Here is a 20,690-nt window from a genome sequence, read left to right as displayed (position 1 = left end):
TCTCAGGTAACCATGAATGTCTGCCATCGATTGACGGCGCGGAGCCTGTCGGTCACCCTTCCGCCACCGAAAACGAGGGCGGCTTTCATGTTTCGGGCGATTTCGATTCTGACGGTTCTGCTATTTTCCTGCCTGGCGGCTGCGGCGCAGCCATCCATCGACTGGCGCGTGCAGCATCCGTTCCGTTTCTTCACCAACAACGCCGATTTTGAGATGCAGCGCGAGGCGCTGGCCGATGTGCTGGCGGCTGAGGGCGGAACCGTTCCGGCGACCATTGTCTCGGACCTCGAACGATTGCTCAACGACCCGCGCTGGCTGCGTGAGTGGTACAAGACCGACGGCACGCTCTATGCGAATCCGAGAACGAGCGGTCGGCCCGAGCGCGGCTGGGCGCATCATATCAATCGCCGCAAGGCATTTTGCTGGGACGCCAACCTGCAATGGCATTCTTCCTGCGTGGTGGACCGATTTGGCGAAGGCCGTCGCACCGACTACGTGATGCCGCAGGGCCATACGGTTGTGTTGAAGCTCGAGGAACCGCCGCAAGGCGAGTGCATCTGGAAAGCAGATCGCGACGCGCTCATCCGCAACGCGTCGCTCGTCCCGGAGCGGACCACCGATTGCACGGCACAGATCGAAGCCAGAATCCCGTTCGAGCCGGACCGGCCCGAAGCGGAGCAGGGGGTCGCGATCACTGTCACCCTGCCTGACGCCACGGAGGTGACCGCCCCCCGCATCGTGGTCAAGGACCGTCTGGTCGTCGGTATCGGCGACAGCTTCTCTTCAGGCGAAGGCAATCCCGATTCGCCGGTGGAGATCGACCGCCAGTCGCAGCGCGCCAATCTCAACAAGGCGTTCGTCTACGACGAGGTGACGCAGCGGATCAAATACAAGAAGTCCCATTCCCTGCCGGTGCGAGGGCCGAACGGCCCCGCCAACTGGCTGGACCGCAAATGCCACCGCTCGGCCTACAGCTACCATCTGCGCACTGCGTTGCAGATCGCGCTTGCCGATCCGAAGCACAGCGCCGTCACCTTCCTCGGCTATGCCTGCTCGGGCGCGGAGGTGGCGGAAGGATTGCTGCTGCCGTTCAAGGGTGCGGAGGGCATCGACCCCGGACAATTGACCGGCGACGGGCCGCGCCGGCGCGACATGAGCGAGATCGACAGGCTGACCATCGAACTGTGCCGCGACGCGATCACGCGTGCGAACCCGGTGCCGCTGTCACTCAACCAGCCGATTTCGCAAAACGGAAAGACCTACACCTCCGTCCCCCTGCGGCGCTGTCCGCAGGGGCGTTTCCTTCGGCCCATCGACCTGCTTCTGGTTTCGATTGGAGGCAATGATGTCGGCTTCACGCCCTTGATCGTTGACGTGCTGACTAAAACGCGCCCACCGCTGGCCGGCTTCGCCACGCAGTTCAATGTGGTGGGACAAAGCCTTTTGACGCGCATGGCCAGCATCGTGAAGGCGCAGAATGTCGTTGAGGCCGAGCGTCGGGTGCAGGCGCTGCCCGCGCGTTTCTCCGCGCTGAGGAAGGCGCTTGCGCTGCTGCCGATCCGCTCCTCGAACGGCCAGCCCAACGTCATCATGACGGCCTTTCCGAAAATTGAACTCAACCAGAATGGGCGCGTGTGCGGCGAGCAGAACCCGCGCGAACGCATGGATGGATTCAATGTTGGCGGGATGCTGTTCATAGACGTGCCGACGCTGCGTCTCGTGAGCGATTTCGCCAACAAGAAGCTCTACCCGGCGTTGAAATCGGCGGCGGCCGCAGGCAACTGGCACTTCGTGGATTCGCATCGCGAGGCTTTTGCAAAACACGGCGTGTGCGCGCAGAAGCGCACCGCTTCATCGGTCTCTGCGCTGGAAAACATGATGCTGCCCTATGTGGATCGGGTGAACCAGCAGTTCCGTTGGTTCGATTTCGAACCTTTCTCGCCTTACCGCGACCTCGACTTCAGCGCAGTGCGCGACACACGGCCATACGCGCCCCGCCAGCGCTGGGTGCGCACGCTGAACGACATCTGCCTTTTCGTGCAGTACCGGGCGAGCGGCACCCCGCCGCCTCCCAGTCAATGGGGCGTCCTGGACCTTATCGAGGCGTGCCTAGGTGGACCGTTCCACCCGACCGCCGAGGGCCATGCGCATATTGCCGACGCCGCCTATGCGGAGGCGGCGCGCATCCTCGCCCTGCCGCCGCCGGATGTCGCGTCGCTGCGACCGGACTGACGCGCGCTAAATTGCATTTGCAAGCGCGACGAATTCGGCGACCGCAAGCGTTTCGGCGCGCCGGGTTCCGTCGATCCCGGTTGCCGCCAGAAGGCGCTCGCCGCCGAGCGATTTCAGGCTCTGCCTGAGCATCTTCCGGCGCTGGCCGAACGCGGCTTCCGTCACGCGCGCCAGCCGCGCGACATCCGCCGGAAGCGGCTCATGCCGTGGCACGAGATGGACAACCGAAGAGGTCACTTTCGGTGGCGGCGTGAACGCCTGCGGCGGCACGTCGAAAACGATGCGGGCATTGGTGCGCCATCCGGCAAGCACGCCGAGCCGCCCATAGGCATCGCTGCCCGGAGCGGCGACGATGCGTTGCGCGACCTCGCGCTGGAACATCAGCGTCATGGATTCGTAGCTGGGCGGCCAGTCCGGCACGGTGAGCCAGCGGACCAGCAGTTCGGTGCCGACATTGTACGGAAGATTGGCCACGATCTTGAGCGGCAGTCCATCCGCCAGCGCGGACATATCGATCTTCAGGGCATCCCCGAAAATCACTTCGAGCCGTCCGGGATAGTGGGCCGCGATATCATCAAGCGCCGGTCGGCATCTCTCATCGCGCTCGACGGCGATGACTTTCCTTGCGCCGTTCAGCAGAAGGGCGCGCGTCAGCCCGCCGGGTCCGGGTCCAATCTCCAGCACGGTCGACTGCGTCAGGTCGCCCGCGCTGCGGGCGATCTTCGAGGTCAGGTTGAGATCGAGCAGGAAGTTCTGGCCGAGCGCCTTCTTCGCATTCAGCCCGTTTTCCTCGATCACCGCGCGCAAGGGTGGCAGTCCGTCGAGCGCGGCCATCAGAGGCCCTCGCGCCATGCCATGCCGGCGGCCATGCGCAAAGCTGCGACAAGGCTTTCGTGCTTCGCCACGCCCTTGCCGGCAATGTCGAACGCCGTTCCATGGTCAGGCGATGTGCGCACGAAGGGCAGCCCAAGCGTTACGTTGACGGCTTCGTCGAATGCCAGCGTCTTGGCCGGAATGAGCGCCTGGTCGTGATACATGCACAGCGCCGCATCATAGGTCGCACGTGCGCGGGCGTGGAACATCGTGTCCGCGGGGAGGGGGCCTCGCGCATCAATGTCTTCGCCGCGCAGCCGCTCGACGGTCGGAAGCACGATCTCTGCATCCTCGCGACCGAGCGCGCCACCTTCACCTGCATGCGGGTTCATCCCCGCTATCGCCAGCCTCGGCCTTTCGATTCCAAAGCGCGCGGTCAGGTCGTGCGCAACGATCCGCGCGGTGTCGAATATGAGATCGGTGGTCAGTTGTCGCGGCACTTCGGCCAGCGGAATATGGATCGTCACCGGCACCGTCCTGAGATCGGGTCCGGCAAGCATCATCACGGGAAGGACAGCCTTGCCGGTTCGCGACTGCGCCAGATGCGCAAGATATTCGGTGTGTCCGGGGAAGGCGAAGCCCGCATCATAGAGCGGCTTCTTTGCAATCGGGCAGGTGACGACGGCTGAGGCATCGCCGGCCATGACCAGTTCGACCGCGCGGTCGATGGCCTCGATCACCCCGGCTGCATTTTCCCGCAACGGCGTTGCAGGGCTATCGGCGAAGTTAGCGGCAAGTGGCACGACCGGCAGGGCATCGGAAAACGCCGAGGCGGCCGTCTGCGGATCGGCGATCGCGATTGGGATGTTCATATCCAGGCGGCGCATGCGGCTTCGCAGGAAGTCGGGATCGGACAGCAGGAAGAAGGGCGGCAGGCCGAGCGGATGCCGAAGCCGCCAGCAGGCCAGCGCGAGTTCAGGTCCCACCCCGGAAGGATCGCCCGAAGTGAGCGCCAGAATCTTGGTCATATGCGCGTCGAAAAGTGCTTTAGCGTTGTGTGATCTTGGCCTTGTCACGAAGCTCCTTCAGGAACTTCTTGGACAGATCATCGCCGCCTGCGTCCGGACCGCCGTTTTCTTCCTGCTGGAATACCATCTGCGCAACGCGGTCGTCCGACACTTCGCGGGCACTGCAAATCCCGATGAATTCCACGCCGCGTTCCGTATCGCGAACCTTGGTGGCGCCTCCGGCCTTGGTCGCCTTGATCGAATCCGCCCAGTCGATCGGCAGTTGGGGCTCAAGTACGCGTCCGAGATCGCGCACGGTCACGTCGATCAGGCCCTTCGCGAGCTCACGCGACGCATTGCAGCCGTTGAACCTGTTGCGCATCGCCTCCGCTTCACGGCGGCGCGCCGGCAGCTTCGCGCGCTCCTTGGCGGGAACCACAAAGATCACCTGCTGGAGCATGTATTCGGTCGCGCGCGGCTTCTGGCCGCCCTGCTGAAGCATGCGGCGCACGGCTTCCTGCTCGGTGACGCGCCCGTCGCCATTGCCGCCCGCCTTGGCGTTCACGACCTGCCCCCAGCCCATCTGGCTGCGGATGTACTCCTTGAAATGAGATTTCGTCACGCCTGATTTGCTCATGACAGTGTCGAGCTGTTCGAGCGTCATCTTGTTGTTCTTTGCGAACCTGGCATAGGCGTCGTCCACCTGCCGATCGCTGATGCGGATATTCATCCGCTTCATTTCCGCCTGTTTGAGCGATTGCTCGATCATCTGGTCGGAAGCAAGCTGGTTGACGTTCCCCTTCGCGCGCTGAAGCTTCAGGAAAGCGGCGCGGCGCTGGATGTCATAGGTGGTGATCGCCTGTCCGTTGACGATGTACTTGACCTCGCTGGCGACCGCAGGAACGCTCGTGCCTACAGCTCCGGCTGCAAATGCGGCCAGCACACTCAACAGGACCAGTCTTTTCCTCACACCGCGCATCAATTCCGTCCCAATGAATCTGTTTTTGAGGCTCTGCCAATTTTATGCGGCGAAACGATGATCGCCGGATAGGGGTGCAATGATCCGGCTATTGCAGGAAGTTGCTGCTGCTGTTGCCGAAATCGCCGATCGTGCGGAAAGACAGCTGAAAACCTATGTTCTGAGTGTCGTCGGTTTCCCGCGTGTCGCCGATGAGCGTGCGTGACTCGCTATATGTTAACGCGAAAGTGAAGCACTCGTCGGCATATCCGAAGCCGAAAGAGTTCGCCGACACATAATCCGACTCAAGATCATATGTGCCCGAACCGAACACTCTCCAGGATTCGTGGAACCTCAGGCTGCCGCCTACGGTCACTTCATGTCGGTCGGTCGCGAAGCCGTACACGGGCTGGGCCTGGATGAAAGCATATTTGGCGGTGATCGAGACCGGCGAATTTGTGTAGGCGGCGCGCGCCTCGGTGCGACGCGCCTCGAAAGTCTCCTCGTCGAACCGGCCACTCAGCGAGGCGGACAATCCGAACGGGCTGGCAAAGCCGACAAGGCCGACATAGTCCGAACGGTCCGTCTCCAGTCCGGATTCGGCGCCGGCGTTTACGAGGTCAGGCGCGGCGAATGAGTTGAGGCCGCCCAGATGGTAGGATTGGCCGAACAACGCGTTGGTGGTCCAGCCGCTCGCAAGCGATCCGGTATAGCGGATGCCGAGATTCGCGCGCGTCCCGCCTTCGATGCGGTCATAGCCGGCGAACTTGTCCCGGTCGAAGAGGGAGGTCGCGTCGAACACGAAGCTCTGCGAATCCTCGTTGGATATGCCGAGGTCCCTTACATCCTGCTCGTCGGGGCGTACGAAGAGCTGCGCGACGGGCTCCAGAATGTGGGTCGAACTCGTTGTCGAGAACAGAACCGGCCAGCGGACGTCAAGCCCGGCAGTCGCCATATAGCGATAATATTCTGACCGCACGTCCGCGCCGACGCCAAGCTGATTGGCCATGTTTTCGATAGCGGCGGTCGAGGAATCGCTCTGATCGGCCATGCGCGCCTCACCCAGCAGGGCGAGCACCGGCGTAATGACCAGCCCGCCCGGAGCAACGAATTCGCGCTTCCACTCGGCTTCACCGCTCAGCCGGCCATCCGTGCCCTCGATGCCGCGTACCGCCGTCACGTCTGCATCGTCGGGCAGGTCGCTGTCCACGACGTAATCAAGCTCCGAGCGGTTGATGACACGCGAATTGAGCGTGAGCTTCAGCTCACCGCCTGCCACTGGCTCGTCGGGGATCGCAACATAATCGAAGCTCGGCAGCACCCAGGGCTGTTTGTCGTCGCGCGAAGAGGAATTGTCGTCACGCTGCTTTTCCTGCACCTGGAATTTCATGAAGCGCAGGTCGAAATAGTTCCTCTCGCCGAGCCCGGTCAGGTAGACCTCCGACCGATGAATCCACTCGTTGAAGCCTTCGATCGAATAGGTGCGCGAGAAATTCTTGTCGGACTGAAGCAGCAGGTCCCAGCCGAACGTCCAGCGCGGATTGATCTCGAAGCGGCCCTTGGTTCCGACCATGCCGCGCAGCTTGTTGGGGTCGCCGGGCGGGCCGCGATCCACCGAATAGGATTCGAACGCATCCGGGTCGGCCTGATCGATGCCGGCAATCTTGAGATTGTATTCCCCGGAATTGAACTTCTGTCGCCATTCGGCCTCGCCGAGAAAGCCCTGTTTCGTATAGCCGGTGCCCTTGAGCGTGAGGTCATAAGTCGGCGAAAGCGCGATGTAGTAAGGAACCGTGATGCCGGTGCCGAGCTTGCTGTTGAACACGATGCCAGGGAACAGGAAGCCGCTCTTGCGCTTGACCGTCGGGTCGGGGACCTCGAATGCGGGCAAGTAAGCAATGGGCATTCCGAACATTTCGAAATGCGATCGCTCGAAGCGGATCGTCTTTTCCTGTCCGTCCCAGATGATCTTGCGCGACTTGACGCGCCAGATCGGCGCCTTGTTCGGCTGCTCCTCGCAAGGTTCGCAGGCCGTGTACACGCCGTTGTTGAATGTGGTGACGTTGCCGCCCTTGCGGTCGGCGCTCTCGGCGGCGAAGTAGGTCTTTTCGATGGTCTCGACGCGCAGGCTGTTGATGAAGCCGTCCGCGAAATCGTCCGTGACGTCGATCTCGTCGGTGTAGATCTTGTTGCCGTCCTTCTCGACGATCTCGACATTGCCGATCGCCTTCAGCCGCCCCGTATTGCGGTCGTAGGTCACGCGTTCCGCCACGAGGCGGTTGCCTGCATATTCGATGCGAACCTGCCCCGAGGCGCTGACAGTGTTGGCGTCCTGGTCGTAGGTCAGTACGTCCGATTCCAGCAGCATCTGGGAATCGGAAGGGACATCGGCGGCATAGGGGCTGAGGTCCTGCGCAACGGTCGGGTACACGCCGAGCGACAACGCGAACAGGCAGGCCAGCGCCGTCTGCCGGCACAGCCTTTGTGTCGCACTGCGCGTGAGGCTATGTCCCCTCAATGCCCCCACCTAGCCGTCTTCCTTGTACAACAGGAACGTTACTCCAAAAAAACTCGCCACCACGACCGGAATCCAGGCAGCCACGACAGGCGGCACGAGTCCGGCGTTGCCAAACGCCCGCACAAGCACCGATACGACATAAAGCAGAAAGCCAGCCGTGACGCCACCCAGAATCATTACTGAGGATTGACCCATTCTGGCAAACCGCATTGAAACTGTCGCGGCGATCAAAGTCATCGCAATCAGCAAAAAAGGCAATGCAATCAAGGAATGAAGCTGCATGGAGAACGCGTCGGCGCGCAGCCCGAAGGAACGCGCCGCCTCGATCTTGCCGGGCAGTTGGTAGAACGGGATCGTTTCCGGGCGGGCGAGCCTTTCCTGCACGAATTCGGGCTTGAGATTGGTCGGGATGCGCATGCCCGGCAGCATCTCGGTCGCTTCGCCGTCACGGAAGCGCTGCACGCCGACAAGCTCCCAATAGCCGTTGCGCAGGAAAGCCTGCCTGGCGTCGTGGCGCTCGACGATATCGCCGTCGCGATCGAATGAAATGAACACGGCATCGGACAGCGTCATGCCCTGGTCGAGCACGGCGCGCGCGCCGATGATCGTGTCGCCTTGCGAGGTCTTCTGGCGGAGCCACGGGGCGGAGAAGGAAGAAACCTGGTTGGAAGCGCCGGAGCGGATCTGTGTCTCGATCTGCTCGACCTGTCCGATGCCATAGGCGGCCAGCGGATTGAGGATGCCGATTGCGAGCAGGCCGAACGCAAAGGCCCCGACGCAGGGGGGAAGCAGGAATTGCCAGGCCGAAATCCCGGCTGAACGGGCAATGACCAGTTCATATCTGCGGTTAAGCGAGATCAGCATGGCTATCGCCGAAAACAGCGCGATGAACGGAACGGTTTGCAACATGATCATGGGCACGCGCAAACCCGACATCGCCAGGCCGAGCGGCACCGTGAAGCCGGGCAGGCCGCTGATGCGACTGGTCAGCTCGGTGAAATCGACGAGGAAGGCGAGGCAGAAAACGCCAAGGAAAATCCACATCGTGATGCTGGCGTAGCGGCGCAGGAAATATCGGTTGAGCGTCCAGCCCATCACGCGCCCCCCGCTGCCGCATGCCTGCGCGGGACGATGGCGCGCCAGATCGAACCGAAGAGCGAGGCGACCCAGTCAACCACGCCCATCGGCAGCTCCAGCGCGCGGTTCGCCGCGATGAACCCGATGGCGATGGCGCTCGCCAGTGCGGGCGCCCCATACATCGCATAGACGAATACGGGTTCCGTTTCGGCGCGGTCGCTGACGAAATAGCCGACCCACCACCAGAACAGGGCAATGACGATGGCTGTAATCATCGGATGCACCCGTGCCTCCCGGTGGGACCGCGCATCTCCCGCCACCGCAATGGCAATCAGCGCGAAAATGGCCGGATAAAGCCATTCGGTCAGGCGTCGGTGCAGCTCGGCGCGGTAGGCCTGCGGCTTTCTCTGGAAATTGCGGTCGTTAGGGTCCGGGTTGAGCAGATAGGAAAAGGTCTGGTCCTTCGGCTGGAATGTCACCTCGTTGACTTCCGCCGTGAATGTGCCGAGGTCGAAGGAGTAGGAAGCGAAGCGAATGACCGACACGCCGCCTGTCGGTGTTTTCCGCTGCACCACGCCGTCGAACATCAGCAATGCGGACTTGTCCTCAGTCCGGACGACGGTGCCGGTCTTTGCGTAGTAGATGAAGTCGATGTTCGGCTCGCGCGAATCCGCAACGAAGATCTGGCCGAGCTTGCCGTCCGGCAGTCGCTCCCCGATCTGTACATAAAGGCCGTCCTCAATGCGGCGGAATGCGCCTTCCTGAAGCAGCAGCGACAACAGGTCGCCGCGCGAATCGGCGATAAGTTCGCGGTTCTTCTGGCGTGCCGCTGGCTCGACCAGATTGTCGACGGCGAACGAGAGCACGCTTACCGCAAGCGCCAGCAGCATGATGGGCTTGATGACCGTCATCCGCGATGCGCCGGATGCGCTTATCACGGCGAGTTCTGAATCACTGTTCATCGTCGCGAGCGTCTGCGTGATGCCGATGATCAATGCAAACGGCAGGACCAGCGGGATGACGGTCGGCATGACCAGCGTCGCGATCTGGAAGAAGGTAAGCGCCGTCTGGCCGCTGTCGGTCACCAGGTCGATTCGCGCCAGCACCTGTGTCGTCCAGACAATAGCAAGGGTCCAGCCGAGGGCTGCCGCAAAGACGGCGAACACGCGCCGCAATATGTAGCGTTCAAGGACCTTCATGATGATTTGGACTGGTTCGCGCCGCCGGCACCGGGTTGCTCGACATCACGTCTTATCTGGTGCGAGCGAGTCCCTTTGGGGTCCTTCCTTCTGCGAGTCAAAAATGGTCCCGACCTGATGGGTGATACTGGTTTGGATTGGCTTACAAAAGCCGAATAGACATGGTTATCAGTTTATTGACAGAATAACGACCACAGTGGGCTTTTCTTCCAAATCTGGTATGCCACCGGAGAGGGCGCGCTTGCAAATGAGCGCAAATGGAAGAAACCTCCGGCCTGCGGCCAATTCTGATGTGAGATTGCTAGGGTCAGGACCTGTTGATTTGAACGAAATGGCGCCTGAAACGGCAAGAAGATGCAAGGAGAGGCGCGAAGGTCGATGGGGTTCCATCGTCCGAGCGGTTCGACGCGGCAGCTTGCAGCCGTTCCGGTGTCCTTCGGATGTGGTCCATCCGGCCCGCAACTTCGTCGCAAGGAATTTGAAAATGCTTACATTTCCTTCGTCCTTGCTCCTCGTATCGGACCGGATGGCCTCGCACCATTTCGTCCAAATCAACAGGTCCTGACCCTATGAACGCCAAGCCGACGATCACATTTGCCAAGCTCTCCGTTCCGCGCAAGGGATCGGCGATTCTGCTCGTGGCCGACGACCTGTCCCTCTCGCCTGCCGCTACGGCCTGCGATTCCGGCGGTCATCTGGTGCGCAGCTTTTCGATCAGCGGCTTCAAAGGTCCGTTCGGTGGGTCGAGTGAAGTGCTGGCGCCGGGCGGTTCTCCGCTGGACAGGATCACCGCGCTTGGGATCGGCAAGATCGCGGCGCTGAACGAATTTTCCTGGCTGCGCCTGGGCGGGGCGGCGGCTGCCGCCTTTCGCGGGCGCGGCGAGGTCACCATCGTGGCCGAACTGCCGGGCGTGCCGGTCGGTCCGGCGCAGGCCGCCGCGATCGGCGCTGGCATCCTTTTGCGCAGCTATCGTTTCGACAAATACAAGACGAAGCGCGACGATGAGGAACAGGAACCAACCCCGGCGCTCCGGGTCACGATTGCCTGCGCCGAGCCGACGGCGGCAAAGCGCGCCTTCACCGCGCTGGCCAATGTGGTCGAAGGCGTCTGTCTCGCCCGCGACCTCGTCAACGAACCGGCGAACACACTCGGACCGATTGAGTTCGCCGCTGCCGCCAAGGCATTGGAATCCATTGGACTTTCGGTCGAGGTGCTGACCGAGCGGGAAATGAAGAAGCTCGGCATGGGCGCTCTGCTCGGCGTGGGGCAGGGTTCGTCGCGCCCGTCGCGCGTGGTCGTCATGAAATGGAACGGCGGCAAGCCGCGGAACAAGCCGGTTGCTTTCATCGGCAAGGGGGTGGTGTTCGACACCGGCGGCAACTCGATGAAGACCGCATCGGGCATGGAGGACATGAAGGGCGACATGGGCGGTGCCGCCGCCGTCGTCGGGGCGATGCGCGCCATTGCGGGCCGCAAGGCCAAGGCCAATGTCGTTGGCATCATTGGCGTCGTCGAAAACATGGTCGACGGCAATGCACAGCGTCCGGGCGACATCGTCAAATCCATGTCCGGGCAGACAATCGAGGTGATGAACACGGACGCGGAGGGCCGCCTCGTCCTTGCCGACGTGCTCTGGTACTGCCAGCAGCGCTTCCAGCCGAAGCTGATGATCGACCTCGCGACCCTGACCGGCGCTATCATGGTTTCCCTCGGCCAGTTCCATGCGGGGCTGTTCTGCAATGATGACGAGCTTTCGCAGCAGCTCGTCGCCGCCGGCCTGTCGACGCATGAGCGCCTCTGGCGCATGCCGATGGGCGAGGACTACGACAAGCTTATCAACTCGAAAAACGCCGACATGAAAAATGTCGGAGGCCGCTATGGCGGCGCGGTTTCGGCGGCGCAATTCCTCCAGCGCTTCGTCAAGGACACGCCGTGGGCGCATCTGGACATTGCGGGCACCGCAATGGCCGCGCCGCCCAGCGAAATCAACCAGTCCTGGGGAACGGGCTTCGGCGTGCGGCTGCTCGACCGCTTCGTGCAGGACACATGCGAGGGCGCGTGACGGAAGTCCTCTTCTATCATCTCACCGTTTCGACGCTGGAGGACGCGCTGCCCGGCCTGCTGGAGCGCAGCGTCGCGCGCGGCTGGCGCGCGGTCGTCCAGACGGCGAGCGAGGAGCGGCGCAACGCGCTCGACACGGTGCTCTGGACATTTCGCGACGATTCGTTTCTGGCGCATGGGCTGGACACCGAGCCGAATGCGCCCGACCAGCCCATATTGTTGACGACCGGAACGGCGAACGCAAACGATGCGCAAATCCGGTTCATGGTCGAAGGCGCGGAGCCGCCCGACCTTGCCCCATATCAGCGCGGCGTGCTGATGTTCGATGGACATGACGAATCGCAACTCTCGTCGGCTCGCGGCTATTGGCGCGACCTCAAGGCAAAGGGCCACGAGGTGACCTACTGGCAGCAGACCGACGACCGGCGCTGGGAACGCAAGGTGTAACCGAAGAAATATAAGAAGTATCTGAATATCATGCGCTTTTTGTCCCTTCTCCTTCTTCTCGCGGGCGTCGCCCTGGCCGGGATCTATCCGTGGTACCAGAACAATTTCAGCGGCCGTGATCTCGGATCGATCACCGTTTTCGAGCAGTCGACCGGCTTCCGGCCCGTCACCGTGCGCCTTGCCCCGGAAGATGATCCGGTTCGCGTGATGGTCGATCTGGCGAGCCGGGGACCCGCCAATTTCTCGGGCAATATCGCGGTGCTGACGCTTACGGCATCGGTGGGCGGACGCAACGTGCTGACGGACAGGATGTCGTTTTCGAGGTCGGTGCAGCGCGAGCAGAGCCCGCAGTCTACCGAAACGATATTTCGCGACCAAGCGGGCCTCATCACGCCGGTCGAAAATGCGGATTACACCTTCAATGTCGGGCAGGGCGATGCTGGCGGCGTGAATTTCAGCAAGGTCGACCTGATCTTGCGCGCCAATGCAGGCGGGGTTGAACCGCGCGCGCAACCGGCAGGATTCGTGCTGGTTGGGCTCGGTATTGCCGGCTTGATTCTCAGCCGCAGGCGCAAGGATCGCAACCCCAACGAACAGCCGCCGGCTCCGCGCTGGGGCAGGGGCGGCAGCGCGTGAAACCGCGCATTCGGCAATGAACTATCGCCATTCCTTTCACGCAGGAAATTTCGCGGATGTGATGAAGCACGTCACGCTGTGCCGCTTGCTCGAATATCTGAAGCGCAAGGACAAGCCTTTCCGCGTCATCGACACGCATGCGGGCGCAGGGCTGTACGATCTTTCGGGCGGCGATTCTGCGCGCACGGGCGAATGGCTCGGCGGCATCGGAAGGCTGGAAGACGCAGCGCTCGATGCGCCGCTTGCGGCATTGCTCGCGCCCTATCTGGAAGCCGTATCCGCCGCGCGGGAGGCCGGCGCAAGCCTCTATCCGGGTTCCCCGTGGATCACCCGGCACCTTTTGCGGCGCAGCGACCGGTTGACCGCGATCGAACTGCATCCGCAGGATTTTCTCCTTTTAAAGCAATTGTTTGCGGGCGATATTCAGGTTCGGACGATCCAGCTCGACGGCTGGCTTTCGCTTGGAGCACATGTGCCGCCGAAGGAAAAGCGCGGGCTGATCCTGGTCGATCCGCCGTTCGAACAGCAGGGCGAGTTCGAGAGGATGCTGGATGGCGCGGTCAAGGCGCACAGGCGCTGGCCGGGCGGCGTTCAGGCGTTGTGGTACCCGGTCAAGGACCGAAAGGCCGTGGCATCGTTTCGCGACGGGCTGGCGGCAAGTGGCATACCGAAGATACTCGACCTCAGCCTCATGATCCGCACCCGGAGCGGGACACCGTCCCTCGACGGGTGCGGAATGGTCGTCATCAACCCGCCATTCGTGCTGGAGCAGGAGATGCGCGTCATTTTGCCTGCGCTTTGCCGGCTTTTGGGCGATCCGTCCGGCGCGTCGTGGAACACCAGATGGCTTTCGGCCTCCGAAACGAGCGCTTGACCGAAGCACTTCCCTTACGCAATGTGCGCCAACCGGAGATTGTAGGGGACCACCCATGCGCCAATTTGTTCGCGGCCTGATTGCATTCACCCTGGCGCTTGCGCCCGTCAGTGTCGCTACGCCATCGATGAGTGCGGATGCGCTCTACAGCGGGCCGTCGGATTACAGCGGAGCATGCGGCAACAGCGGTGTGCTGGGCCGCATCCAATCGCGCTTCCGCTATCAGGTGACGCATGTGCCGCACCTGCCGGATGTGTCGATCCTTGAGTTCCACAACATCCACGAGAATCGCTACGAGCCAGCCTACGAGGAAAGCACGATTGCCCGGCGGTATTGCGGGGCGACAGTGGCGCTTTCCGACGGCGGTCAGCATGAAATCTGGTATCTGATCGAAGAGAAAATGGGTTTCGCCACGCTGGCGGCGGGCTTCGGCCTCGCAAACGAAACTTACGGCTCGAACGTCGAATTCTGTGTTTCGGGCTTTGACCGCTGGTTCGTCTATAACGGCGCCTGCCGCGTCCTGCGCTGATTGGCAGATGGCGTTTCCAAAGCGTGTGGCGGCCGCACTCGCGGTCGCTTTTCTCTTTTGTTTTCCGTCGTTTGCCTCTGACCAAAGGCCGTCCGGCGATTTCGATTTCTACGTGTTGTCGTTGAGCTGGTCGCCGTCATTCTGCGCGGAGGAAGGCGATGCGGAAAACACCCAGCAATGCGCATCAGCGCGGCCCTACGGGTTCATCGTGCACGGGCTTTGGCCGCAATATGAACGCGGCTATCCGCGCGATTGCTACACCGGACAACGCCGGGTCCCGGATTCGCTCGTCGAGCAGCTGCGCGACATAATGCCGTCCGCAGGGCTGGTCGGGCACCAATGGCGCATGCACGGTTCCTGCTCCGGCATGAGCCAGACGGACTACTTTCGAACGGTCCGAGCGGCCTTTCGCGAAATAGAGATTCCACAGCAATTCCAAGGTGATAATGACATCGGTTCAATTGGCGACACCGACATCGAGCGCGCCTTTTCCGACGCCAACCCCGGCATGCCAGAAGACGGAATCTCCGTGTCATGCAGCAAACGGCTGTTGCGCGAAGTGCGCATCTGCTTGACGAGGGACCTGCAATTCCGCACTTGCGGCGAGCTGGAGCGCAAGTCCTGCAAGGCAGATGATCTGCGCATCCCCAGGCTGCGAGGAAAGGACTGAAAAACATGCCCAGACTGCTTTATGCCACAGCGTCGCCGTACAGTGCGAAAGTGCGGATGTCGGCTGTGCTCGGCGGCATTCCGCTTGAGGAGGAGATCGTCAACACCGGAGAGAACCCGCCGGTACTGGTCAACGCCAATCCGCTCGGGAAGATACCGACATTGATCACCGATGACGGGATCGGCGTATATGACAGCAGGGTCATAACCCAATACCTTAACCGTTTGAGCGGAAACAAGATTTTCCCGCGCAACCCGGCCAAGCGCTTCGAGGCCGAAAAGCTGGAGGCGCTTGCTGACGGCATCACCGACTGTCTTTTGGCTATCGTGTATGAACGGCGCATGCGCCCGGAAGAAAAGGTGCATCAGCCCTGGCTCGACCGCCAGTGGGAGAAGGCCGCTCGCGGCCTGGACGTGCTGAACGCCAACCCTCCGAAGCTTCCGAAAACCATCTCGGCGGGGCAGATCGCGGTGCGGGCGATGATCGGATATCTCGATCTTCGCTTCGCTGGAAAGTGGGAGAAGGGGCGCGGAAAATTGCGCAGATGGTCCGCGCGCTTCGATGAGAAGTGGCCCGATATCGCCGAAAAAACGCCGAAAAACTGAAAAACGCGCCCGCATAAATTCAGATATGTGGGAAGAATGCGCAATTCCTCGCGCAAACCGCAGGAATGCGGACACAAAAAAACCGGGCGTTGAAGCCCGGTTTTTTCATGGGACTGACTTCGGTCAGAACTTGAAGCCGACACCGAGGCTCACCCGGTTGTCGTGGTTGTCCACCGAACGGGTGCCACTTCCGGTTGTGAAGTCCTCGCTGCCGAAATCGGTGTAGCGATACTCGCCGCGAACGAACACGTTCTCGGTGACCTTCACGTCGACACCCGCGCCGGCGGTCCAGCCGAGCATGGTGTTGCGGTCGCTGAGGCCGCCTTCGGTGACCTTGAGGCTCTGCGCCGCACCACCAGCGGTAATGTAGGGCAGAATGTCCGGGCTGACGGCATAGCCGAGGCGCGCACGCAGCGATCCTTCGACACCTGCCTTCGCCTCAGTTCCGGCATTGTCGCCCTTCACGCCCGAATAGCCGACATCGCCTTCGACACCCGCCACGATTCCATTGCCGAAATCGCTCTGGTAGCCGGCGAATGCGCCGCCGAGAACGCCATCGGTGCTGATTTCATTGCCCGGCTCCTGAACGCGGCCCGAGAAGCCGTAGCCGAGCTGGACACCGGCATAAGGACCGGTCCAGGTGGCGAGCGGTGGTTGCTCCATGGGAACCGCCGGTTCGGGAACCTGTTCGATGGCGTCTGCGGCGAACACAGGCGCCGCGCCAAGCAGCGCGATGGCTCCGGCGAGCGCAAGCGGGCGCGCGAACTTAAATTTGGCTGACATTTCTTGTACTCCTTGCCAAAGACGCAAAAACTTTTTGCGGTAGAGCATTCCGATCATCCTTGGGAGGATAATGACCGGCCTGCTGCACGGTTCCCTATCTGGGCGTCAAATACGGCTGCACATAAACGAAAAAAGGGTCATTCGCGGGCGAGAAAACGGCGGAAATACGACGTTGCGTTTCTGCAACATATTGAAATCATTAATGAAAATGGGGCGTCTGTTTACTTTCAATTTACCTTGAATTTTAACGATCGGCCTCCAGCCGCACGCCGACAAAGGCGCAATCGTCGAATATATCGGGTTTTGCGGTCTGCACGACGGCTCTGACGACGCCGGGGTTCGACAGCACGAAGTCCAGGATACGCCGGGCAATCGTCTCCTGAAGCTCGATGTGGCCGGATAGTTCGAGAAGCTTCGCGAAATCCCGGATGCGGTCGTAGTCAAGAGTGCCGGCAAGATCGTCGCCTTCGGCCTGCGCGGCATCCAGCGTAGCCTCCACGGAGACGAGGAGGCGCTGCGGCCTTATCTTCTCATGCTCGTGGACGCCAATGGAAAGGTTCAGTTCCAGGTCGCGGAGCAGGATCGTCTTGCGAAGTCGCATGGGTCACTCCACCACGAAAGCCACGTCGCGTTCGAGCGACATCAGCCGCTGGCCGCCGTCGAGCACGATGATTTCGGCATTGAGGGAAGGGGTCTCCCAGATGAAGCGAACCGTGCGGGCAATCTGCTCGGGGGTAGCCCCCGTGCCGGTCAGCGAGTGCCGCCAGCTTTTCTCGAAATTGGCTTCGGTCTGGTCGCCGCTCGGCAAGGTCACACCGGGCGCGATGCCGCACACGCGCATCCTGCCACGATAGTGCATGGCAAGCATGTCGATGGCGCTTTTCAGCGCAAACTTGGCGAGGCTGTAGCTGAAAAAATCGGGGTTCGGCGAAAAGACCTTGTTGTCCAGCATGTTCACGAGCGTCGCTTCGGCACTCCCCATGCGGCCAAGCGCTTGCGCGACCATCATCTGGGCAACGAGGTTGACGGAAAGAATGCGCTGCATCTGCCCGGCGTCGAAGCTGGACGGCGTATCGAAATCGAAAGCGGAGGCCGAATTGACCACAAGGTCGAGGCGTCCGAACCGCTCGGCGACGGAGCCGACCAGCGCGGATGCGCTGTTCGGGTCAGAGAAATCGGCCTGAAAGACGTCAGCACGACAGCCTGTGGCCGCAAGCGTCGCGGCCAATTCGCGCGCTTCCCCGACGGAGCGGTTGGCATGGATGGCGAGGTCGAAATCGCGCGCCATTTCGGTCAGGATCGCCCTGCCGATGCGTCGCGCGCCACCAGTTACGAGACAGATTGGACGTGCCGCCGAATTGCTCATGATCCTGTTTTGCCGAAGCGCGGCCAACTGTCCAGACCGCATGATGGCGCGCGCACATCTATTGAGAACGCAGGCCATTTTGCTATCGCGACTTGCGTCCGCTGCCGAGGCGGTTTACCCCGTCACCGCCTCATCGCTTCGCAATGGAAGTCATAAGAAATGCTCGATATCAAATGGATTCGCGAGAAACCGGACGCGCTGATCGAAGCACTGGTCAAGCGGGGCAATTCGCCGGAAGCCGCGCAATCGACGGTCGCTGGTCTGCTCGACCTCGACGAGGCGCGCCGCGCTCATCTTGGCGAATTGCAGGTGCGGCAGGAGCGCCGCAACGCCGCCTCAAAGGAAATCGGCAATTCGATGCGCTCGGGCGACATGAAGCGCGCCGAGGAACTGAAGCAGGAAGTGAACGCGATCAAGGCGTTTCTCTCCAGCGCAGAGGCGCGAGAACGCGAGTTCGACGCGGCGCTTGAAAACGCGTTGGCGAGCATTCCCAACCTGCCGCTTGCCGACGTTCCGGTCGGTCGCGACGAGCATGACAATGTGGAGGTTCGCCGCGTCGGTCAGGCCGAGATGAGGTCATTTGCCTCGAAGGAGCATTTCGAGATCGGCGAAGCGCTCGGAATGATGGATTTCGAAGCGGGCGCGAAGCTGTCCGGCGCGCGGTTCACCGTGCTGAAAGGCCAGATCGCGCGGCTTGAGCGCGCGCTCGGCCAGTTCATGCTCGACCTGCACACGACGGAGCACGGCTATCAGGAAGTGTCGCCGCCGCTGCTCGTGCGCGATCCGATCCTTTTCGGCACCAATCAATTGCCGAAATTCGAGGAGGACCTGTTTTTCGTGCCCCATGGCGACAGCCGCCTCGGCCTCATTCCGACCGCCGAGGTGCCACTCACCAATCTCGTGCGCGAGGAAATTCTCGCGGAGGAAAAGCTGCCGCTGCGCTTTACCGCGCTGACGCCCTGCTTCCGTTCGGAGGCGGGTTCCGCCGGGCGCGACACGCGCGGCATGCTGCGCCAGCACCAGTTCTACAAGGTCGAACTTGTCTCGATCACGGATCAGGAAAGCTCGCTCGCCGAACATGAGCGCATGACGCAATGCGCGGAGGAGGTGCTGAAACGCCTTGGCCTGCCGTTCCGCACGGTGGTGCTGTGCACGGGTGACATGGGTTTCGGCGCGCGCAAGACATATGACATCGAGGTGTGGCTGCCCGGCCAGAATGCCTATCGCGAGATTTCGTCCTGCTCGGTTTGCGGCGACTTCCAGGCGCGCCGCATGGAGGCGCGCTACAAAACGCGCGAGACGCGCCAGACGAGGTTCGTGCACACGCTGAACGGCTCCGGCGTGGCGGTGGGCCGCGCGCTGATCGCCGTGCTCGAAAATTATCAGAACCCGGACGGAAGCGTCACAATCCCCGACGTGCTGCGGCCTTATATGGGCGGGCTTGAAAAGATCGAAAGGCCCTGATTCCAATGCGCATATTGCTGACCAACGACGACGGCATCAATGCCGAAGGCATAGCCTGCCTTGAGCGCATCGCGCGCCATTTCACTGACGATGTTTGGGTGGTCGCGCCGGAATTCGACCAGTCCGGCTTTGCGCATTCGCTTTCGCTGTCCGATCCGTTGCGCCTGCGCCGCATCGGGGAGAAGCACTATGCGCTGCGCGGCACGCCGACCGATTGCGTGATCATGGGTGTGCGCAAGCTCATGCCCGAACCGCCGGACCTTATCCTGTCGGGCGTCAATTCCGGTTCCAACATCGCGGATGACGTGACCTATTCCGGGACGGTTGCGGGCGCAATCGAAGGCGCGATGCTGGGCATTCGCTCCATCGCGCTCAGCCAGGCCTATTCGGTCGAGCATGACGAGCGCATCGTCCCTTACGAAACCGCCGAAGCGTTGGCGCCGGAACTGCTCGACAAGCTGATCGGCATGGAGCTTCCCGATGGTGTCCTCCTCAACGTCAATTTTCCCAACTGCCAGCCGCAGGAGGTGAAGGGGACGGAGGTTACGGCCCAGGGTCGCCTTGCCCACGCAATGTGGATCGATGAACGGCGCGACGGTCGGGGCCTGCCTTATTTCTGGCTGCGGTTCGGACGCGCGCCCACGGAAGTCACCGAGGGAACGGACGTTCACGCCATTCGCCAAAAGAAGGTATCCGTCACGCCCTTGCAGCTTGATCTGACGGCTCATAACTTGCGCCGGCAATTGAGCGAGGTTCTTGGATGAGCAAGCAGACGGCGGGTCGGGAAGGTTTGGCGGCTTTCTTCCTACGCCAGCGCGGACGCCTGCCGAAGGAGCTTGCCACAGCTTTTGAAACGACCCCGAGGGGCCTGTTCCTGCCGCCGCAATGGGAAGATTGCGCCTGGTCCGACCGTATGGTGCCGATTGAATGCGGCGAAGCCATCGAAGGCGTCGATCTTCAGGCGGCGGTGATCGCCGCTCTCAACATCGAACCTGCGCACCGCGTGCTGGAGATCGGCACCGGCACGGGCTACACGGCGGCGCTGATGGCGCGCCTGTCGGCCCGCGTCACGACTGTCGACCGCTACAGGACGCTTTGCGAGAACGCCAAGCAGCGCTTCGAGGCGCTGCAACTGAGCGGCGTGACCGTGCGCCATGCCGATGGGTCCAACGGGCTTGCCGCGCAAGGTCCCTTTGACCGGATCGTTGTGTGGGCGGCCTTCGAGACCCTGCCGCGCATTTTCGTGGATCAACTCGCCACCAATGGCGTGATGGTCGCGCCCATTGGCCCGGCGGAGGACGAGCAGGACCTCGCACGTCTCGGCAAGGTCGGCAGCCGTTTTGAGCGCGACGACTTCGCGCGTGTGCGATTTCAACCCATCGCTCGCTCTCTCGCGTCGATCATTTAGCGTTTATCAACCGAGTTTATTTACGCAGCGACTCGAGTCTTA

The 20,690-nt window shown here is 61.9% G+C and carries 21 protein-coding genes; 12 read left to right on the top strand and 9 right to left on the bottom strand.

Features of this window, described 5'->3' with window-relative positions; translation table 11 throughout:
* The first annotated feature begins 87 nt into the window (after positions 1 to 87).
* Positions 88 to 2,232, top strand: a complete 2,145-nt coding sequence (locus M9924_17590) for a hypothetical protein (GenBank protein ID MCO5066209.1) — start codon at positions 88 to 90, stop codon at positions 2,230 to 2,232.
* 6 nt (positions 2,233 to 2,238) lie between these two features.
* Here M9924_17590 and rsmA read toward each other — a convergent pair whose 3' ends face one another.
* The 6 genes from rsmA to lptF all read right to left on the bottom strand — a co-directional run bounded on the left by rsmA (position 2,239) and on the right by lptF (position 9,804).
* Positions 2,239 to 3,066 carry a 16S rRNA (adenine(1518)-N(6)/adenine(1519)-N(6))-dimethyltransferase RsmA gene (gene rsmA, locus M9924_17585; protein ID MCO5066208.1) on the bottom strand — a complete coding sequence of 276 codons (828 nt, stop codon included), beginning with the start codon at positions 3,064 to 3,066 and terminating at the stop codon, positions 2,239 to 2,241.
* Entirely contained in the window at positions 3,066 to 4,073 is a 1,008-nt protein-coding gene (gene pdxA / locus M9924_17580; protein ID MCO5066207.1) for a 4-hydroxythreonine-4-phosphate dehydrogenase PdxA, read from the bottom strand. The genes rsmA and pdxA overlap by 1 nt, the downstream gene beginning before the upstream one ends.
* Positions 4,074 to 4,092: 19 nt before the next feature.
* Positions 4,093 to 5,031, bottom strand: a complete 939-nt coding sequence (locus M9924_17575; protein ID MCO5066206.1) for a peptidylprolyl isomerase — start codon at positions 5,029 to 5,031, stop codon at positions 4,093 to 4,095.
* An 88-nt stretch (positions 5,032 to 5,119) separates the two neighbouring features.
* Entirely contained in the window at positions 5,120 to 7,378 is a 2,259-nt protein-coding gene (locus M9924_17570) for an LPS-assembly protein LptD (protein MCO5066205.1), read from the bottom strand.
* 159 nt (positions 7,379 to 7,537) lie between these two features.
* Positions 7,538 to 8,626 (bottom strand): LPS export ABC transporter permease LptG, encoded by a 1,089-nt coding sequence (gene lptG, locus M9924_17565; GenBank protein MCO5066204.1) that lies wholly within the window; start codon positions 8,624 to 8,626, stop codon positions 7,538 to 7,540.
* The gene (gene lptF, locus M9924_17560) at positions 8,623 to 9,804 is read right to left on the bottom strand and encodes an LPS export ABC transporter permease LptF (protein ID MCO5066203.1); all 1,182 of its coding nucleotides are present in this window, start codon (positions 9,802 to 9,804) and stop codon (positions 8,623 to 8,625) included. The genes lptG and lptF overlap by 4 nt, the downstream gene beginning before the upstream one ends.
* Positions 9,805 to 10,373: 569 nt before the next feature.
* Between lptF and M9924_17555 the strand changes: the two genes are divergently transcribed.
* Genes M9924_17555 through M9924_17525 form a run of 7 tightly spaced genes read left to right on the top strand, consistent with a single transcriptional unit; the run spans position 10,374 to position 15,627 of the window.
* Positions 10,374 to 11,867 (top strand): leucyl aminopeptidase, encoded by a 1,494-nt coding sequence (locus tag M9924_17555; protein ID MCO5066202.1) that lies wholly within the window; start codon positions 10,374 to 10,376, stop codon positions 11,865 to 11,867.
* A complete protein-coding gene (locus M9924_17550; protein MCO5066201.1) occupies positions 11,864 to 12,313 on the top strand; it encodes a DNA polymerase III subunit chi in 450 nt (149 codons plus the stop codon). The genes M9924_17555 and M9924_17550 overlap by 4 nt, the downstream gene beginning before the upstream one ends.
* A gap of 30 nt (positions 12,314 to 12,343) precedes the next feature.
* Complete coding sequence (locus M9924_17545) at positions 12,344 to 12,949, top strand: hypothetical protein (protein MCO5066200.1); 606 nt, start codon at positions 12,344 to 12,346, stop codon at positions 12,947 to 12,949.
* Positions 12,950 to 12,965: 16 nt separating this feature from the next.
* Entirely contained in the window at positions 12,966 to 13,823 is an 858-nt protein-coding gene (gene rlmJ, locus M9924_17540) for a 23S rRNA (adenine(2030)-N(6))-methyltransferase RlmJ (GenBank protein ID MCO5066199.1), read from the top strand.
* A 55-nt stretch (positions 13,824 to 13,878) separates the two neighbouring features.
* Complete coding sequence (locus M9924_17535) at positions 13,879 to 14,352, top strand: hypothetical protein (GenBank protein MCO5066198.1); 474 nt, start codon at positions 13,879 to 13,881, stop codon at positions 14,350 to 14,352.
* A 7-nt stretch (positions 14,353 to 14,359) separates the two neighbouring features.
* Positions 14,360 to 15,022, top strand: coding sequence for a ribonuclease T2 (locus M9924_17530; GenBank protein ID MCO5066197.1), 663 nt, complete (start codon positions 14,360 to 14,362; stop codon positions 15,020 to 15,022).
* 5 nt (positions 15,023 to 15,027) lie between these two features.
* Complete coding sequence (locus M9924_17525) at positions 15,028 to 15,627, top strand: glutathione S-transferase family protein (GenBank protein MCO5066196.1); 600 nt, start codon at positions 15,028 to 15,030, stop codon at positions 15,625 to 15,627.
* A gap of 123 nt (positions 15,628 to 15,750) precedes the next feature.
* Here the strand turns inward: M9924_17525 and M9924_17520 are convergent, their stop codons facing one another.
* The gene (locus tag M9924_17520; protein ID MCO5066195.1) at positions 15,751 to 16,410 is read right to left on the bottom strand and encodes a porin family protein; all 660 of its coding nucleotides are present in this window, start codon (positions 16,408 to 16,410) and stop codon (positions 15,751 to 15,753) included.
* A 70-nt stretch (positions 16,411 to 16,480) separates the two neighbouring features.
* Here M9924_17520 and M9924_17515 point away from each other — a divergent pair, with 70 nt between their 5' ends.
* A complete protein-coding gene (locus tag M9924_17515; protein MCO5066194.1) occupies positions 16,481 to 16,651 on the top strand; it encodes a hypothetical protein in 171 nt (56 codons plus the stop codon).
* Positions 16,652 to 16,654: 3 nt separating this feature from the next.
* On the opposite strand, the gene M9924_17510 is transcribed toward M9924_17515, so the two are convergent.
* Positions 16,655 to 17,011: a dihydroneopterin aldolase gene (locus tag M9924_17510; protein MCO5066193.1), complete on the bottom strand. Its 357-nt coding sequence runs from the start codon at positions 17,009 to 17,011 to the stop codon at positions 16,655 to 16,657.
* Positions 17,012 to 17,014: 3 nt separating this feature from the next.
* On the bottom strand, positions 17,015 to 17,776 hold the full coding sequence (locus M9924_17505; GenBank protein MCO5066192.1) for an SDR family NAD(P)-dependent oxidoreductase: 762 nt from the start codon (positions 17,774 to 17,776) through the stop codon (positions 17,015 to 17,017).
* A 159-nt stretch (positions 17,777 to 17,935) separates the two neighbouring features.
* Here M9924_17505 and serS point away from each other — a divergent pair, with 159 nt between their 5' ends.
* From serS to M9924_17490, 3 genes are read left to right on the top strand one after another with little or no spacing between them, the layout of a single operon-like run.
* Positions 17,936 to 19,240, top strand: a complete 1,305-nt coding sequence (gene serS, locus M9924_17500; GenBank protein MCO5066191.1) for a serine--tRNA ligase — start codon at positions 17,936 to 17,938, stop codon at positions 19,238 to 19,240.
* Between the two features lie 5 nt (positions 19,241 to 19,245).
* Positions 19,246 to 20,004 (top strand): 5'/3'-nucleotidase SurE, encoded by a 759-nt coding sequence (surE, locus tag M9924_17495; protein MCO5066190.1) that lies wholly within the window; start codon positions 19,246 to 19,248, stop codon positions 20,002 to 20,004.
* On the top strand, positions 20,001 to 20,648 hold the full coding sequence (locus M9924_17490; protein MCO5066189.1) for a protein-L-isoaspartate(D-aspartate) O-methyltransferase: 648 nt from the start codon (positions 20,001 to 20,003) through the stop codon (positions 20,646 to 20,648). The genes surE and M9924_17490 overlap by 4 nt, the downstream gene beginning before the upstream one ends.
* The last annotated feature ends 42 nt before the right edge of the window (positions 20,649 to 20,690 follow it).

It is taken from the genome of Rhizobiaceae bacterium, assembly GCA_023953835.1.
Lineage (GTDB): Bacteria > Pseudomonadota > Alphaproteobacteria > Rhizobiales > Rhizobiaceae > Mesorhizobium_G.
Note: the sequence above shows the minus strand (reverse complement) of the source record. Positions and strands in the feature narration are given on the sequence as shown.

Coding starts and splice junctions, on each gene's coding strand:
- lptF (MCO5066203.1), bottom strand. CDS start 9,804: ATGAAGGTCCTTGAACGCTACATATTGCGGCGCGTGTTCGCCGTCTTT.
- rlmJ (MCO5066199.1), top strand. CDS start 12,966: ATGAACTATCGCCATTCCTTTCACGCAGGAAATTTCGCGGATGTGATG.
- M9924_17525 (MCO5066196.1), top strand. CDS start 15,028: ATGCCCAGACTGCTTTATGCCACAGCGTCGCCGTACAGTGCGAAAGTG.
- pdxA (MCO5066207.1), bottom strand. CDS start 4,073: ATGACCAAGATTCTGGCGCTCACTTCGGGCGATCCTTCCGGGGTGGGA.
- M9924_17590 (MCO5066209.1), top strand. CDS start 88: ATGTTTCGGGCGATTTCGATTCTGACGGTTCTGCTATTTTCCTGCCTG.
- M9924_17570 (MCO5066205.1), bottom strand. CDS start 7,378: ATGCTGCTGGAATCGGACGTACTGACCTACGACCAGGACGCCAACACT.
- serS (MCO5066191.1), top strand. CDS start 17,936: ATGCTCGATATCAAATGGATTCGCGAGAAACCGGACGCGCTGATCGAA.
- M9924_17510 (MCO5066193.1), bottom strand. CDS start 17,011: ATGCGACTTCGCAAGACGATCCTGCTCCGCGACCTGGAACTGAACCTT.
- M9924_17490 (MCO5066189.1), top strand. CDS start 20,001: ATGAGCAAGCAGACGGCGGGTCGGGAAGGTTTGGCGGCTTTCTTCCTA.
- M9924_17520 (MCO5066195.1), bottom strand. CDS start 16,410: ATGTCAGCCAAATTTAAGTTCGCGCGCCCGCTTGCGCTCGCCGGAGCC.
- M9924_17515 (MCO5066194.1), top strand. CDS start 16,481: ATGACCGGCCTGCTGCACGGTTCCCTATCTGGGCGTCAAATACGGCTG.
- surE (MCO5066190.1), top strand. CDS start 19,246: ATGCGCATATTGCTGACCAACGACGACGGCATCAATGCCGAAGGCATA.
- M9924_17535 (MCO5066198.1), top strand. CDS start 13,879: ATGCGCCAATTTGTTCGCGGCCTGATTGCATTCACCCTGGCGCTTGCG.
- M9924_17555 (MCO5066202.1), top strand. CDS start 10,374: ATGAACGCCAAGCCGACGATCACATTTGCCAAGCTCTCCGTTCCGCGC.
- M9924_17575 (MCO5066206.1), bottom strand. CDS start 5,031: ATGCGCGGTGTGAGGAAAAGACTGGTCCTGTTGAGTGTGCTGGCCGCA.
- M9924_17530 (MCO5066197.1), top strand. CDS start 14,360: ATGGCGTTTCCAAAGCGTGTGGCGGCCGCACTCGCGGTCGCTTTTCTC.
- M9924_17505 (MCO5066192.1), bottom strand. CDS start 17,776: ATGAGCAATTCGGCGGCACGTCCAATCTGTCTCGTAACTGGTGGCGCG.
- M9924_17545 (MCO5066200.1), top strand. CDS start 12,344: ATGCGCTTTTTGTCCCTTCTCCTTCTTCTCGCGGGCGTCGCCCTGGCC.
- rsmA (MCO5066208.1), bottom strand. CDS start 3,066: ATGGCCGCGCTCGACGGACTGCCACCCTTGCGCGCGGTGATCGAGGAA.